11 protein-coding genes, 35 tRNA genes and 1 other annotated feature are annotated in these 12,692 nt (G+C 48.9%); all 46 genes read right to left on the bottom strand.

Translation table 11 applies throughout. From position 1 onward, the window contains the following. A complete protein-coding gene (locus AC1S52_RS08980) occupies window positions 1-834 on the bottom strand; it encodes a hypothetical protein (RefSeq protein WP_482028650.1) in 834 nt (277 codons plus the stop codon). Between the two features lie 51 nt (window positions 835-885). Beyond that, window positions 886-966 (bottom strand) — a sequence feature (23S ribosomal RNA rRNA prediction is too short). Window positions 967-1,067: 101 nt separating this feature from the next. Further along, the gene (locus AC1S52_RS08975) at window positions 1,068-1,931 is read right to left on the bottom strand and encodes a hypothetical protein (protein WP_482028649.1); all 864 of its coding nucleotides are present in this window, start codon (window positions 1,929-1,931) and stop codon (window positions 1,068-1,070) included. A 74-nt stretch (window positions 1,932-2,005) separates the two neighbouring features. Then, complete coding sequence (locus AC1S52_RS08970) at window positions 2,006-3,805, bottom strand: RNA-directed DNA polymerase (protein ID WP_482028648.1); 1,800 nt, start codon at window positions 3,803-3,805, stop codon at window positions 2,006-2,008. Window positions 3,806-3,894: 89 nt separating this feature from the next. Next, complete coding sequence (locus tag AC1S52_RS08965) at window positions 3,895-5,325, bottom strand: vWA domain-containing protein (RefSeq protein ID WP_482028647.1); 1,431 nt, start codon at window positions 5,323-5,325, stop codon at window positions 3,895-3,897. Between the two features lie 287 nt (window positions 5,326-5,612). Then, window positions 5,613-5,675, bottom strand: a complete 63-nt coding sequence (locus tag AC1S52_RS08960; protein ID WP_482028749.1) for an SEC-C metal-binding domain-containing protein — start codon at window positions 5,673-5,675, stop codon at window positions 5,613-5,615. Window positions 5,676-5,900: 225 nt separating this feature from the next. Continuing rightward, window positions 5,901-6,587: a deoxyribonuclease V gene (nfi, locus tag AC1S52_RS08955; RefSeq protein WP_482028646.1), complete on the bottom strand. Its 687-nt coding sequence runs from the start codon at window positions 6,585-6,587 to the stop codon at window positions 5,901-5,903. 94 nt (window positions 6,588-6,681) lie between these two features. Next, window positions 6,682-6,755, bottom strand: a tRNA-Ile gene (locus AC1S52_RS08950). 189 nt (window positions 6,756-6,944) lie between these two features. Then, a complete protein-coding gene (locus AC1S52_RS08945) occupies window positions 6,945-7,145 on the bottom strand; it encodes a hypothetical protein (protein WP_482028645.1) in 201 nt (66 codons plus the stop codon). Window positions 7,146-7,374: 229 nt separating this feature from the next. After that, window positions 7,375-7,451 (bottom strand) — tRNA-His (locus tag AC1S52_RS08940). Window positions 7,452-7,453: 2 nt separating this feature from the next. Beyond that, window positions 7,454-7,527: transfer RNA gene (locus tag AC1S52_RS08935), tRNA-Ala, on the bottom strand. Between the two features lie 225 nt (window positions 7,528-7,752). Continuing rightward, a tRNA-Ala gene (locus AC1S52_RS08930) sits at window positions 7,753-7,829 on the bottom strand. 53 nt (window positions 7,830-7,882) lie between these two features. Further along, window positions 7,883-7,959, bottom strand: a tRNA-Arg gene (locus AC1S52_RS08925). Window positions 7,960-7,965: 6 nt separating this feature from the next. Then, a tRNA-Val gene (locus AC1S52_RS08920) sits at window positions 7,966-8,040 on the bottom strand. Window positions 8,041-8,045: 5 nt separating this feature from the next. After that, window positions 8,046-8,117: transfer RNA gene (locus tag AC1S52_RS08915), tRNA-Gly, on the bottom strand. 6 nt (window positions 8,118-8,123) lie between these two features. Next, window positions 8,124-8,198, bottom strand: a tRNA-Gly gene (locus tag AC1S52_RS08910). A gap of 4 nt (window positions 8,199-8,202) precedes the next feature. Next, window positions 8,203-8,278: transfer RNA gene (locus tag AC1S52_RS08905), tRNA-Thr, on the bottom strand. 3 nt (window positions 8,279-8,281) lie between these two features. Next, a tRNA-Thr gene (locus AC1S52_RS08900) sits at window positions 8,282-8,354 on the bottom strand. A 3-nt stretch (window positions 8,355-8,357) separates the two neighbouring features. Continuing rightward, a tRNA-Thr gene (locus AC1S52_RS08895) sits at window positions 8,358-8,433 on the bottom strand. A gap of 4 nt (window positions 8,434-8,437) precedes the next feature. After that, window positions 8,438-8,510, bottom strand: a tRNA-Met gene (locus tag AC1S52_RS08890). Between the two features lie 2 nt (window positions 8,511-8,512). Continuing rightward, window positions 8,513-8,586 (bottom strand) — tRNA-Leu (locus AC1S52_RS08885). Between the two features lie 5 nt (window positions 8,587-8,591). Further along, window positions 8,592-8,666: transfer RNA gene (locus AC1S52_RS08880), tRNA-Lys, on the bottom strand. 31 nt (window positions 8,667-8,697) lie between these two features. Continuing rightward, window positions 8,698-8,772 (bottom strand) — tRNA-Lys (locus AC1S52_RS08875). A gap of 8 nt (window positions 8,773-8,780) precedes the next feature. Next, window positions 8,781-8,855, bottom strand: a tRNA-Pro gene (locus AC1S52_RS08870). A gap of 5 nt (window positions 8,856-8,860) precedes the next feature. Beyond that, window positions 8,861-8,938 (bottom strand) — tRNA-Ile (locus AC1S52_RS08865). A 1-nt stretch (window position 8,939) separates the two neighbouring features. Beyond that, window positions 8,940-9,015 (bottom strand) — tRNA-Leu (locus tag AC1S52_RS08860). A 5-nt stretch (window positions 9,016-9,020) separates the two neighbouring features. Beyond that, a tRNA-Leu gene (locus AC1S52_RS08855) sits at window positions 9,021-9,094 on the bottom strand. Window positions 9,095-9,157: 63 nt separating this feature from the next. Next, window positions 9,158-9,233, bottom strand: a tRNA-Pro gene (locus AC1S52_RS08850). A 5-nt stretch (window positions 9,234-9,238) separates the two neighbouring features. Continuing rightward, window positions 9,239-9,315: transfer RNA gene (locus AC1S52_RS08845), tRNA-Leu, on the bottom strand. Between the two features lie 5 nt (window positions 9,316-9,320). Further along, a tRNA-Leu gene (locus tag AC1S52_RS08840) sits at window positions 9,321-9,398 on the bottom strand. Between the two features lie 52 nt (window positions 9,399-9,450). After that, window positions 9,451-9,523: transfer RNA gene (locus AC1S52_RS08835), tRNA-Gln, on the bottom strand. A gap of 6 nt (window positions 9,524-9,529) precedes the next feature. After that, window positions 9,530-9,605, bottom strand: a tRNA-Gln gene (locus tag AC1S52_RS08830). Between the two features lie 5 nt (window positions 9,606-9,610). Beyond that, a tRNA-Asn gene (locus AC1S52_RS08825) sits at window positions 9,611-9,686 on the bottom strand. Window positions 9,687-9,691: 5 nt separating this feature from the next. Then, a tRNA-Phe gene (locus AC1S52_RS08820) sits at window positions 9,692-9,764 on the bottom strand. Between the two features lie 5 nt (window positions 9,765-9,769). After that, a tRNA-OTHER gene (locus tag AC1S52_RS08815) sits at window positions 9,770-9,852 on the bottom strand. 5 nt (window positions 9,853-9,857) lie between these two features. Beyond that, window positions 9,858-9,934 (bottom strand) — tRNA-Arg (locus tag AC1S52_RS08810). 93 nt (window positions 9,935-10,027) lie between these two features. Then, window positions 10,028-10,112: transfer RNA gene (locus AC1S52_RS08805), tRNA-Tyr, on the bottom strand. 10 nt (window positions 10,113-10,122) lie between these two features. Further along, window positions 10,123-10,199 (bottom strand) — tRNA-Glu (locus AC1S52_RS08800). Window positions 10,200-10,344: 145 nt separating this feature from the next. Then, window positions 10,345-10,415: transfer RNA gene (locus AC1S52_RS08795), tRNA-Trp, on the bottom strand. 2 nt (window positions 10,416-10,417) lie between these two features. Beyond that, window positions 10,418-10,493 (bottom strand) — tRNA-Ile (locus AC1S52_RS08790). Window positions 10,494-10,498: 5 nt separating this feature from the next. Beyond that, window positions 10,499-10,598, bottom strand: a tRNA-Cys gene (locus AC1S52_RS08785). A gap of 148 nt (window positions 10,599-10,746) precedes the next feature. After that, window positions 10,747-10,820 (bottom strand) — tRNA-Arg (locus AC1S52_RS08780). A gap of 141 nt (window positions 10,821-10,961) precedes the next feature. Further along, window positions 10,962-11,035, bottom strand: a tRNA-Asp gene (locus tag AC1S52_RS08775). A 52-nt stretch (window positions 11,036-11,087) separates the two neighbouring features. After that, window positions 11,088-11,282: a hypothetical protein gene (locus tag AC1S52_RS08770; protein ID WP_482028644.1), complete on the bottom strand. Its 195-nt coding sequence runs from the start codon at window positions 11,280-11,282 to the stop codon at window positions 11,088-11,090. Window positions 11,283-11,429: 147 nt separating this feature from the next. Beyond that, entirely contained in the window at window positions 11,430-11,816 is a 387-nt protein-coding gene (locus AC1S52_RS08765; protein WP_482028643.1) for an alr0857 family protein, read from the bottom strand. Window positions 11,817-11,843: 27 nt separating this feature from the next. Continuing rightward, complete coding sequence (locus AC1S52_RS08760) at window positions 11,844-12,374, bottom strand: HNH endonuclease (RefSeq protein WP_482028642.1); 531 nt, start codon at window positions 12,372-12,374, stop codon at window positions 11,844-11,846. Window positions 12,375-12,448: 74 nt separating this feature from the next. Further along, a complete protein-coding gene (locus AC1S52_RS08755) occupies window positions 12,449-12,682 on the bottom strand; it encodes a hypothetical protein (protein ID WP_482028641.1) in 234 nt (77 codons plus the stop codon). Between the last annotated feature and the right edge of the window lie 10 nt (window positions 12,683-12,692).

The raw sequence follows: 12,692 nt of genomic DNA, 5'->3' as shown, positions 1-12,692 counted from the left end.
TCACCACTCCCGGTGTTCCATCACACCCACTAACGATTGCAGGTCAAAATCGTGATCGCGTCCACTCAGACAAATTCCAGAACTCACCACAGTCAGATCATCTTTGGCGATCGCACTGGTATGACGAGTGCGATCCGCTGTTGTCCAATCCACAGTCCAGTAGTTTCCCCGATCCTGGAACTGCTGTAGTTCACCGCCACCGAGTTTAAGAGCCTGCCGCAGTCGCTTTTCATCCCGTTGGGGTTGGGCAAACCCTTCTATCTGCTGAGCCACTAACTCGTAAAGCGATCGCATTTCTGGAGTCATCCCCTTAAATTGCAATTCCTCAACGGGAGTCAGTTCTTTGAGAGCCGATTGCAAAGTATCAGTGGTCGCAGGATCAGCACGGCGATCGACTTCCTCAAACCAGCAGAAGTTGCCATTCCAGTAAGCAAGGATTTGCTCAAAGGCAATGCCTTCTGTCACCAAATGCACAACCACGGGTTTAACTGTCTTAAACCGTCGCCGCATATCCGCTTCATTAATTGGATACGCTAGCCAACTTTGATTTTGTAAGCGATAAACTAACCGCAGTCGGATGGTCAGGAACGGCTGCAAGTAAGCAGTAATCTGAGACAGGTCTGCTTCTTCAAGCAGCATTGCCGTCTGTGCATCCACAGGCTGAAAAATACCCCATCCTTCAAACTGACGAGGTTTAGGAGTGAAGGTATAGAGCATCCCTGCTACCCGTGTGCGAACTCGTCCACCTTTGACACAAGGTGCGAGAAATTGGGTTGTTTGCAGTTGTGCTTCAGCACTGGCAATCTGGTTGAGTAGCTTGTGGATGTCAGTCATATTAATCTCCTGCGTGCAAGTTTTGAGAGCATTGCGCTTTCTCAGTTACTTGGGGCACTCCACTGGTGGGTTATGACACACTCTTTCAAGGATGGCTACTTCTAAGCCCACCTCCCAGGTTCTTCGCACTCCCCGTTCACAAGTGCCCACTGCTCGCAGTGGCACGTTTCCTCTCGTACTCGTATGTAGGCTCTACAGGTCGGGGCACGCAGGAGACTATGAAATGCTACCGCTTACCAGGCAAAAATTCCTGAACGCGGTTTAGCGGGAACTACTTTTGTGGCTCGGATGCACAGTTGGGCAATCAACTCGGTCGAGGTGACAGCACTTTGCAGTTGAGCAAAGTTGAGGGTATCTGCTTTGATTTGGGCGATCGCCAACACCTGATCAACACCGTCATCGCTCAACTTCATACCTGCTTTCAGGAAGTCGGTGCAGGGTCCCTGATGCCGTTGAGTGGGTGTGCGGCTACGCTTGCACCAGAAGTGACTGATGACATGGAAGACGTGCCCTTTGCCCCAATCAAAACTAACGGCAACGACAGGTGCACTGTGTCGTGATAGCAGGTCATGGCTTGCCGCCTCGATCGCCACCTTATCGGGATTGAGAATGGCGATCGGATGACTGCTGCCCTCCAACCACCACTGCGGGTCGGCTCCCAGTACCACCACATCAGACCACACGCTGTTCAAGCTTGGCTCTACTGAAATCACTTCATCTCCCGTTGCCCGTCCGGTAAACTTGACCATGCCAGGAAAAGCGGGTTCGATGAATCGTCCCAGTGCCCAGTCAGAACTGACCAACCACTTGCCTTCACTCACCCGCTGGCTGAGATGTTCAATCAGTGCTTTGTCGTAACTACTGGAGCAGTTCACAAAGATGATTTGAGCATCCAGTTTTGATGCATCTGGGTTTATAGCACAGGGAACTTTCAGACACGCCAGAATGTCTTCGACGCGATCGAAACTGCCTGCATACACGGCGACATCCTGTTTTCGCAGCTTGTTCAATACGTGCAGGTCTTCAGGTCGCTGCTCGGCAAGACGCTGACGAACGGCGATCGCCGCCACCTCATACGCTTTCTTCATGTCGCTCATTACAATCACCTCCTGAGTTGAGCGATTATTGAAAATTTGCTCTATTTGATAATTAAGAATCACTAGTCATGCGATCAGTAAACATACGTATTAATCCAATGTAAGTACCAGGGATCTTGAATATATTCATTTACTTTGGTTCTGATTTTTGAATCTTGATTCAAGTTTTCTGAAATTAGGGAAGCTAGCAATACCAAGTACTTTGCTAATGGATAAGGGTTTTGTTTGGTAGCAGGAAATAAATATGCTGACACTTGAGATGGCAATTTTTCTAGAGTTGATAGATACTTTATACTTGCAGCAACCGAGGCAGAGTCTTCTAAGCCAGAAGTGATTTCGTCAAACAATAACTTATTGAAAAGATCTTCCTTATAAAAGGCTATTCTTGGAAATACGCAACAAACTTGTCTGCGTAAAAATGGATCATGACTCCAAGAGGATTTGGTGCTTTGTATAAAACTAGCAATTTGGCTTGGCTTACTATATTTGGCAAAAAACCACAACTTACAGTAGTATTCAAAAGGAGATTCTATCTTTTCAAGCCTTAAATAGACTCTTTCAAGAAAAACTTTTCCCAATTCGTTATAGGGTATAGCCCAATCAGTAGACAACTTGATGAGATAGAAAAGGGTTACGTCATCATATATTGGTGCCTTTTCTAATATATCCAGAAATATTCTTGCAGTTTCTTCTGTAAATCCAATTGAACCCAGATAATAAACAACATTATTTCTTATATCCGGGCAATTAAGGAATAAATCTTTTACGTCTGACAGTATGAAAGTCGCTTTGATTTTACCTGCTATTGTCAAAAACCTTTTTGTAACTTTATCCCAATTTTTTAGATTTCTATGTTTTTGGTGCTCGATAAATCTTTGATGGAGTTCAACAATGGTTTCCTCTTCTAGATCTTCAATATTTGATTCAATCAAGTTTAAGTACTCATTTTCATTAACTAGAAAATGTTTTTCAACTTCTTCAAAAGTGTAGATGGCAGTTTTTCCTAAATTTAATGCTAATCCTCTACTCTTTAAAACATCATTTACCTCTCCAAAGATTCTATAAGCTTCTTCAGTAGAATTGGCTCCAAAATTTATATCATCCATCCAACGGACAAAACTACCATTCGTTCGAGAATCCAAAACTTCATCAACCTCAAATAGTAATGAGTGGGCTAACAATCTTGGAGCTTCTAAACCAATTGTGGGTAGTCCTTTTAGGGATGAAGGTAGATAATCTGGGCACCATGAAAGTTGCTCAATTATATTAAAAAGAAGATCCAAAATTACTTCTGGCACTTGAGCACGACTAGACACTACGTGCCGTAACTCACGAAGTCCTATATTGTCATAGTAATTTGTAAGATCAGTAACGGCTAAGAAGCTGCGATCTTCTCTAAAGTTCCAAATCTTTTTCTGAAAATTCTTCCATTTTTCTAGCCATGTTAGGTAAATATCACCTCCTAGCTGATGTGGAAGTCTAAGAGAATGTTTGTCCCTTGAGTAATAGGCTTGTTTTGTCGGCTGTGACTGTATTAGTTTCTCTGCCAAGCTTTTTTCAACAATCGTTTGCAAAACTAGTGCATCTGATGGTGAAGGTAGCATCATGTGCCTACATACACCATACTTTTTCTCTAATTTGTAAATTAGTGGTGTTTTTGCACGGTACTGCCCATTTAGAATCTGTTCTTGAATAAGGGCAGACTGTTCTTCTATGTTAAGGTTGAAATCATAGTAGTCATGTAAATCTAAAATTTCTTGGGAACGTAGTTGTTGGCGAACAATATTTCGCCAAGTACTAACCAAAGTTTTTTCACCAAAAACTTCCTTTAAAGCCTTTGATCGCTGAATGTGGAACCTAGCAGTAATTTTCACACGTCGAAGAAATTTGTTTGATTTCCCTAACCTAACTTAAATCTTCTGGTATGACGAGTGTGCCAAACTTCTGACACACTCGCTGAAGACTACCTTTGCCGTATGGGTAGTGGTGTATCCAGAATCTCCATCAGCAGATCCAGACGAGAAGGTCGCGTCAACAGTGGAACCAGGTTGGGCAAGCTGTAGTAGTCTCCTGCGAAGGTAAACGTTTCCACAGGTGCTTGCTGTCCCTTTAGTTGGCTCTCTAACCAGTTGCAGTAACCCCCTACGCGGACAATCACCACGTTAGGCATGGTCGCAAACTCCCGGCAGTAGGTCTTGTAAACCTCACCGAAGTAGGGAGCTGCGTTCTCACCTTCATCCGTCACGACAATGATTTGATCTACAATCTGCCGCTTCTTCCGCATCGCTTCCAGAGGCGCACCGATGCTCGTACCGCCACCAGCCTTGATGTGCTGGAATGCCCGCTCCCAGTCGGTCAACTCCTTGCCCTGCGCGGTCACAGGATAGGGAATATTGTCGAAGGCATAAACAAACAGATCTGCCTGGGTTATGCCAGAGATCAGGGCAGCGAGTCGCTTCCCAAGCTCGATCGCATTCTCCATCGAACCCGACTTGTCCACGAGCAAAGCAGTGGGACGGGTAATGACACCACGCCGCTTTACCTGCTCATTGGTCACCTTCTCCAACCGGGCAAGGGTATCCTCATCGAGATCCGCCGCATCGGCTGCAACTTGCGCCTTGAATGCCGCAACCCGCGCACTCTTGGATGCCTCGTCCAGCTTGCCATCGATCAACGCCTTCACCTCTGGGTGATCCATTGCCCCTCTTGCCTTGAGTGACTTGAGGTTGTTGATCACTTCCTGGGGAGTCATGCTGTTGATTAATGCCACCAGAACTGTGGGAGTCAGTTGCTTGATCGCACCTATCGCGATCGCATAGGGCAACTTGAACTCGACAATCAACCGTGCCTGTTCTGCGGCACTTTCAGCCTTGGCAAGCTGCTTCAGCACCTCTGCCAGCGAACCCACCGGAGGCTGGTCACGGAACAGAATCGCATTTGCCCGCTCGTCAGGCTTGATGTGCAACGAGGCATACAGGTGCTTCATTGCTTTGCGTCCCCGTAGTGCGGCGCGATCGAACAGGGCAGGGTTGCTTTCCCGCGCTTTCAGATACCGCTGCACCGCAGTCCGAGCAGAACGGGGTAGCTTGTTGCGGTGCTGCTTCATGAAATCCACCACGCGAGCCACTTGATAAGGGGGAAACTCTTGCAGCATGACGAAACCAGCATCACGGTGCTCTACCAGATCGCTAGTCAGCAGGTGAGCGACGAACACTTCCTTGTGGTCACGCACATCGCCATTGCGCTGATACCAGACTGCCAGGTGTCCATAAAAGATTGGGTCAAGTTCAACGATCAGTTTGTGGATTTCTGCCACTTGCTCTAGCTTGCGGTGAGGTGTAGTCAGCAAGCTGTTGAGCATTTCCAGGCGCAAATCGCGTTCAGTGTTGTTCATGGGAACCTCCTCTTATTGTGGATGAATGAGGAGGCAGATGTTGCACGCAACGGTGAAGAGTCACCGCGCAAGTGACAAAAGCTTGGCTGAAGGTGTTATTCCTTCAGTTTTGCCTGCTATCGGTCTCAGGCTTGCAGCGTATCCCTCCAGATACGCACCTTTGTTTGGTGGAGAGTATGTAAGCTTCTATGATTAGGGCGCGGCAACAACTGCCAGTAAAAGTGAAAATGGATGAGGCTATTGCCTAAAAGTAGTGGCTGCGTAAACTACCGTCATACCTGCCGCTATTACGGCAACATCGTTTGAAAGGAACGTCCAGAACCACAGGGACACAAATCGTTGTTACCCAGCTTTTCTTGCAGTTCCTTATCACCGTGAACGATGCGATGTCCTCGTTTGACAGCAGTTTCTGATGGATACCCTCGACGACGTTTGCTAGAGGGTTCAAAAGCAGAACGCTTGCAAGTCGTTGAGATCCTCTAAATCGTTATCTAGATTGGTGTTATGAGAGTTATTTCGCTTCATTGCTCTCACCTCCAGTTTTGATATTTTCATTGACAGTATCAATCTCTTTCTCAGATTTTAGAGACTGGTTTTGTATGCCCTTTTGAGAGTTGGTCTGCCTGACGAGTCGTTTCAGGAAGACGATACTTGGGCGCACATTTCAGAACAAAATCGATCGCACTGTTCAAACTAATCCGATGTCCAACAGAGACGTAAACAGGTTTGATGTTTAGCTGTGTGCGAACGATCGCTCCAATCACTTCCCCGTTATCTCGAATCGGTTGCCATGCACCTCGCTGCTCTGCGAGGGATTCATGCTCTCCCAGATAGGGCGTTTTTGCCACACCAATCGACGGTAGACCACTGACAATACCAAAATGACAGGCAAAACCAAAGCGACGGGGGTGAATATAACCATTGCCATCACACAGCAACAAATCTGGTTTCGTTTTCAATTCTGCCAACGCCTCCATCACCACCGGAACTTCCCGGAATGCCAGCAAGCCTGGAACATAGGGAAAGGTTGTGGGACGGCGAATCACCACCGATTCCTGAAGTGCCAGGTCTGGAAATCGCAGAACGGCGATCGCTGCACAAGCAACGCTGTCATCCTCTTCAAATCCCACATCAACTCCGGCAACGGTTTTCACGGCACCAAAGTCATCCTCCATCACCACCCGTGACCGTAACTCCTGCTGAAGAGCGATCGCTGCCTCTGGAGTAGCTGTCTGGGTTAAGGTCAGCAAAGGATGATGCATCAGAAAACCTTCCATCTGGAGTGAAAGCTTAAATTGAAGAATGAACTGAATTTAGCACTGAAATAAATCACTTCATGCAAGTCAAAAAAACAGTTGGATCATACACAGGATTTGAACCTGTAACCAATCGCTTATAAGGCGACTGCTCTACCATTGAGCAAGTATGTAAGCTTTTTTAGTCAGGGCACGAAGTGCAGATTGAGTTTGCGATTCCACACAAGTTAGAAAAGTGGTTAATACATTCAGATGCTCTACTCATTGAGCTATCACCCCAACCGGAGTCAGCAGGAGTCGAACCTACAACCTTCTGATCCCTGAATATCTAAGCTTTTCAAGTCAGGGCGCGGAATTGAATGATTAGCCGTAAACCGCTTCAGGGCGAATGATCAGATCACCACTTGGACGGCGATCGATCACATAAGCAGAGAGCCGAGTGGCGTTGACATCCAAGTGTCTGGAAACTTGTTCTTTAACAGCCACATCACTCATACCTGTGGTAATTCCTAGCTGAGTTTCTGTAATGTCTAAGGAGCGTCCTTCAAATCGAATATGCACCATCACTATCACCTCTTGCTTATCGATAAAACAACGGAAGGAGGAGGAGTCGAACCTCGATAGCGTGACACTATCCTCTGGTCTTCCAAGCCAGTTGCCGTCCACACAGCCGCACCTTCCAGAGAGCGGAAACTGGAGGAATCGAACCTCTACAGCATGAACTGTACGCCTGTTTACCCTGCGGGAAGCAAGCTACGAGGCAGGTTGCTGACCTTCAGCCGCAGTTTCCAATTGGGGTGACTGACGAGAGTCGAACGCGCTAACACTGGTGTCACAAACCAGCCCCTCCACCACTTCGGGTTCAGTCACAGTGGAGCCAAGGGGACTTGAACCCCTAACCTCCTGTTTGCAAGACAGGCGCTCTAGCCAGTTGAGCTATGGTCCCATTTGATGGATCTGGTCGGAGTCGAACCGACATTTCCTGGGTGAGCAATGTGCTCTTTTCATGCAAGTTTATAAAGCTCATTTAACTTTGTGCCCTCCCACCCTCCAACCAACACGGGCACACATCAACTAACCATCCAAAGGTGATGATATAGGAAGTATGTAGGCTTTACAGATTAGGACACGAAACCCAGACGCTCTGACCATTAAGCTACAGACTCATGTTTGGTGGATTCTGGTCGGATTTGAACCGACATCTTTCTGCTTGCAAGGCAGACGCTTTCCCAGTTAAGCTACAGACCCAAGGTTAGTCATTCGTCACGCGTCATTAGCGCTGATAGGACAGATGACAAACGTGGCAGGAGTGGTAGGACTCAAACCTACACCAGCCGATTTAGAAGATCGGTGCTCTGTTCAATTGAGCTACACTCCCACGGTTTGGTAGTCCTGGCAGGATTTGAACCTGCAACCCTCTGTTTGTAAGACAGATGCTCCACCGTTGAGCTACAGGACTACGAGAGCGGATGATGGGACTCGAACCCATGCGCTGAGTGTGGCGCACTCAGATGCTTGCCGCTACATCACACCCGCATTTTTTGGAGCGAAAGACGAGACTCGAACTCGTGTCTCCTGGTTGGAAGCCAGGGATGCTTGCCGCTGCACCACATTCGCATTCTGGGGCTGGTGACAGGATTTGAACCTGCAACCTTTCGCTTACAAGGCGATTGCTCTTCCGACTGAGCTACACCAGCACAAGCAGATGGCGAGGCTTGAACTCGCGTCCAGGACATACCAAATCCTGATGCTGACCGACTGCACCACATCTGCATTTGGAGCAGGAGACGGGATTTGAACCCATACCACGAGCTTACGAGACCCGTATGCTTGCCACTTGCACCACACCTGCTCGGTGACGGGGGCGGGAATTGAACCCGCTGATGTAAAGGTTATGAGCCTTTCGAGCCGCCGTTGCTCCATCCCCGCAGTACCCCTGGCGAGACTCGAACTCGCAAGATTCCAGTTTTAAACCGGACACGTCTGCCAATTGCGTCACAGGGGCATCTTTGGTGGGCGCTGTAGGAGTTGAACCTACGTCAGTCTCCTTAAGAGGGAGGTGCATCACCGTTCTGCCAAACGCCCATTTTTTCGCTGCTCAACCAAAGGTTGAATTTGGTGGGTCGCCCAGGGGTTGAACCTGGATCTCTCCGCTTAAAAGGCGGCTGCATATCCGCTCTGCCAACGACCCAAATGAAATGGTCTGAGTGGTAGGGATTGAACCTACGACCTCCAGTTCCCCGAACTGGCGTGCTCCCACTGCACCACACTCAGATATGTGGTACACCGAGCAGGAGTCGAACCTGCTAATAACACGCTTATCGGGCGTGCACGTCCACCACTTCCGCCTTCGGTGCTTGGTACTCCTGGTGGGAATCGAACCCACAAAATCTAGATCCTCGGTCTAGAGCGTCTTCCCTTCCGCCACAGGAGCATCAGTACCCTTGGTGGGATTTGAACCCACAAAATCTGGTCTCTGAAGCCAGCACGTCTGCCAGTTCCGTCACAAGGGCAAATGTTTTTTGATTGTGTTGAGTGAAAGCAAAGCTTTCACTCAACACTCAGGTAAGGGCAAATGGTCGGGATGGTAGGATTTGAACCCACGACTCCTTGGTCCCAAACCAAGGCTTCTGACCACTGAATTACATCCCGATAGTTGGTACTGCTGGTGGGAGTCGAACCCACAACCTCTGGCTTCTAAGACCAGCACCTCTTCCAGTTGGGCTACAGCAGCATAGTTGGTCCTCCTGGCGGGATTTGAACCCGCACGTTGACTGGTTTTGAAACAGCCGCCTCTTCCGATTGGGCTACAGGAGTGAGAAATGGGAGGAATACAGGGGATTGACCCAGGCGACTGTTTACCTCCCAACTGCCCCGCCAGGGTTTGAACCTGGAATCTACGCTTTCAAAGAGCGGGATGTTGCCAGTTACACCACAGGGCAATGAATTGGATGCAGGAGTTGGGGTCGAACCAACCTCTCTCTGATTCAGAGTCAGAGCGACTTGCCAATCGTCCATCCTGCAATAAATGGCTGCCCCGGCAGGGATTGAACCTGCGACCGTTCGCTTAACAGGCGACCGCTACTGCCACTGAGCTACGGGGCAATGAGTGGGAAGTGACGGGATCGAACCGCCTTCTCGCCGTCTTCAGCGGCACGTGAGCACCAGCTTCACCAACTTCCCACAAGCGGAGAGCAGAGGAATCGAACCCCTAGCCCAAGGACTACCCTGGTTTTCAAGACCAGTTGCCGACCATTCAGCGGTGCCCTCCATGATTGGCGAGGACGGAGGGACTCAAACCCCCACTCTTCAGGTTCGTAATCTGAGATGTTGTTCAGTTACACCACGTCCTCAAAGGCGGAGAGCAGTGGACTCGAACCACAATTGTTCATCCATCTGTTTAGCAAACAGTGCCGATCGCCCGATCGATTTACTCTCCATAGATTTGGTAGGTCGGGCAGGAGTCGCACCTGCAACGCAAGCATCGGCTGTTTTACAGACAGTTGCCCACGCTGATAGGCGAGCCGACCCATGTTGAATTTGGCAGTGCCGACGGGAGTTGAACCCGCAAGCATCGACTTGAAAGATCGACGGCTTTACCAATTTGCCTACGGCACCAAACTTTGAGATTTCTACAGCGTGCAAGTTTGAGAAGCTGTTTTTTCAGCCTCCAAGTTGGCGGAGGCTGTAGGAGTCGAACCTACTTCGCTGTTCAAGCGAGTGACCAGTATGTAGGCTTCTCGGATGAGGGCACACCGTAGAACGCACAGACGAGGATTTGAACCTCGAACAACGGTTTTGGAGACCGTGATGTTGCCGTTACACCATCTGTGCATTGGTCGCAGTGGTGGGAGTCGAACCCACATATCCTCGGTTATGAGCCGAGTACCTTAGCCGTTAGGTGACACTGCAATGATTGGACTCCAGGGTGGGAATCGTTCGCGAAGCGTCTCCTTTGGAGAAACCCACGAATAGTCGGTTTTGCAGACCAACGCCTTCCCAATTGGCGACCTGGAGATAAATTTGCTGTGCAAGTTGAAGAAGCTGTTTTGGGTTGAACTACCTCGCCAGGTTTGGTGGCGAGGGCTGGAACTGCACCAGCAACCTATCGTGTTTCAAACGATCGTTCTACTGTATGTAGGCTTCTGACATCAGGGCACAGCAACGAGGATGACAGGGATCGAACCTGTGACCACTTGTCTCGGAAACAAGCACTCTGTCCATCTGAGTTACATCCTCATTGGGAGCCTTGACGGGAGTTGCACCCGCTTCTTTCTGGCTGAGAACCAAAACGACTTTTCTAATCGTCCACAAGGCTGCACGGCTTTTTCAGTTGTTGTTTAGTGCGAAGCACTAAACAACAACTAGTTGAAAGCTATACGGGGATGATGGGATTTGAACCCACGATCTTTCGCTCGACAGGCGACTGCTTTGAGCCACTAAGCTACACCCCCAAGGTGGCGATTCAATTTTCAAGGTTCAAGTTTGCTGATGAATCAGCAGGAATTAGAGAAAGCAACGCCGTTCCAGAGAATAGGTTTTCTGAAGTTGGCGGAGTGCTTGCGCGGACTGAGTGAAAGATGAATGTCCCTGATTGAATAAGTCGTCTTGAAGTGGCGTGGAAATGCCAGAAACATGAGTGGTTAAGAACTCTAAGAGCTTCAAGAAACCATTGTTTTTAGTAAGGGAGTGAGTGTTCATTGGATTCGCTCCTCTGTGTCTCATCTCATACTACAAACATAATACAAAATACTACAAGGCGTCAAGGGGGTACTACAACTTTTTTGAGATGGGAGAGAACGACTGTCAAAAAATCCTTGTATCGCTCTCTCCCAATGGACTTGACCCTTAGGCTGGAGAGGAAATGTGGACTTCACTCATCTGCCACAGCTTGTAGATGAAACGCTCAATTCGATCGCTCATCACCGTCAAGAACATCCCTTCATGAGCGTCCTTGTCCTCCGCAATCCAGCTTCCGCTGAGTCCGACTTCCACAAAGTCCTCATCTACAGCAATGAGGGTGACTACTGAGCCGTACTCCTGATGTAGTGCCATCTCTAGCACTTTCAGTTCGGGAATGTCAGCAGGCAGCAGAAAGGAAGCGCGACCGGGTTCGATATAGAGCGTTTTCCCTAATCGCACCGCCAGAAGCACGCGCTGGGCAATCAACAATTCGGGATTGGTCATGGTCCGCTCCATGTACAGCCCAACGTCGGTGTAGTTTAGCTTCAACATCGGTCATGCCTCCTTTCTGGCTTGAGGTCAGAGTTCAATAAGCTGCTGTTCTTTCCAAAACTGTTCAGCAAAGGCGATTGCTGGATGCATCGGTGCTTTGGGTTTGGTTCTCAGTACCATTGGGGTTTCATGTAAAAGGCGATCGCCTTTGCATGAATTGCACTTCTCACAGGCGGTCACTACGTTGTCCCAGGTGTGCGTTCCACCTTTTGAGCGAGGAATGACGTGATCCAGTGTCAAATGCTTGGTGCTGCCGCAGTACTGACAGGTGTGGTTGTCACGGCGAAAGACTTCCCGACGATTTACCGGAGGAACCTTCCAATGCCGCTCTGGATTGCCGCTCGTCAAACGAATGTGGTCAGGAATTTGTAGTACGACACTGGGAGAGCGAACTTCCCACTGCTGGGTACTGCTGAACTCTAAAGTCTCTGCCTGTCCAGTCACCAGGAGTACGATCGCCCGTTTAAGGTTGATTCGTGCCAGGGGCAGGTAGTTCTTAGAGAACACCACGACCTGGTTTTGGAGTATTGGAATTTTCTGTCGCTGTTCGGTCTGCATGAGTTTTCTCCTCAAAAAATAACCCCCGCCTCTGAACACCAGGAGCGGGGGTTGGGAAGTTAATATGGCTTTCCCTATGTCGGTGTCAGGATTGTCCTGCACCTCCCGCTGCTAGTGGATTGACCCGGATTGAGTCGTCCGGCGTTCGCGAAGCGTTCCGCAGGAATTGTGCTATCCATGCCTTCGCTGACGGATTTACCGCCGCTAAACCGATACGTCCCCTCAAACGCAAACAGCGCCGCTGCTCTACCCGAACAATGTTGGGGTCGAACATGGACGCTGGCTAATGTGGTGAGGATACGTATCATGGAAGGCTGT

The organism is Kovacikia sp. CALU 1929, assembly GCF_056784235.1.
Note: the sequence above shows the minus strand (reverse complement) of the source record. Positions and strands in the feature narration are given on the sequence as shown.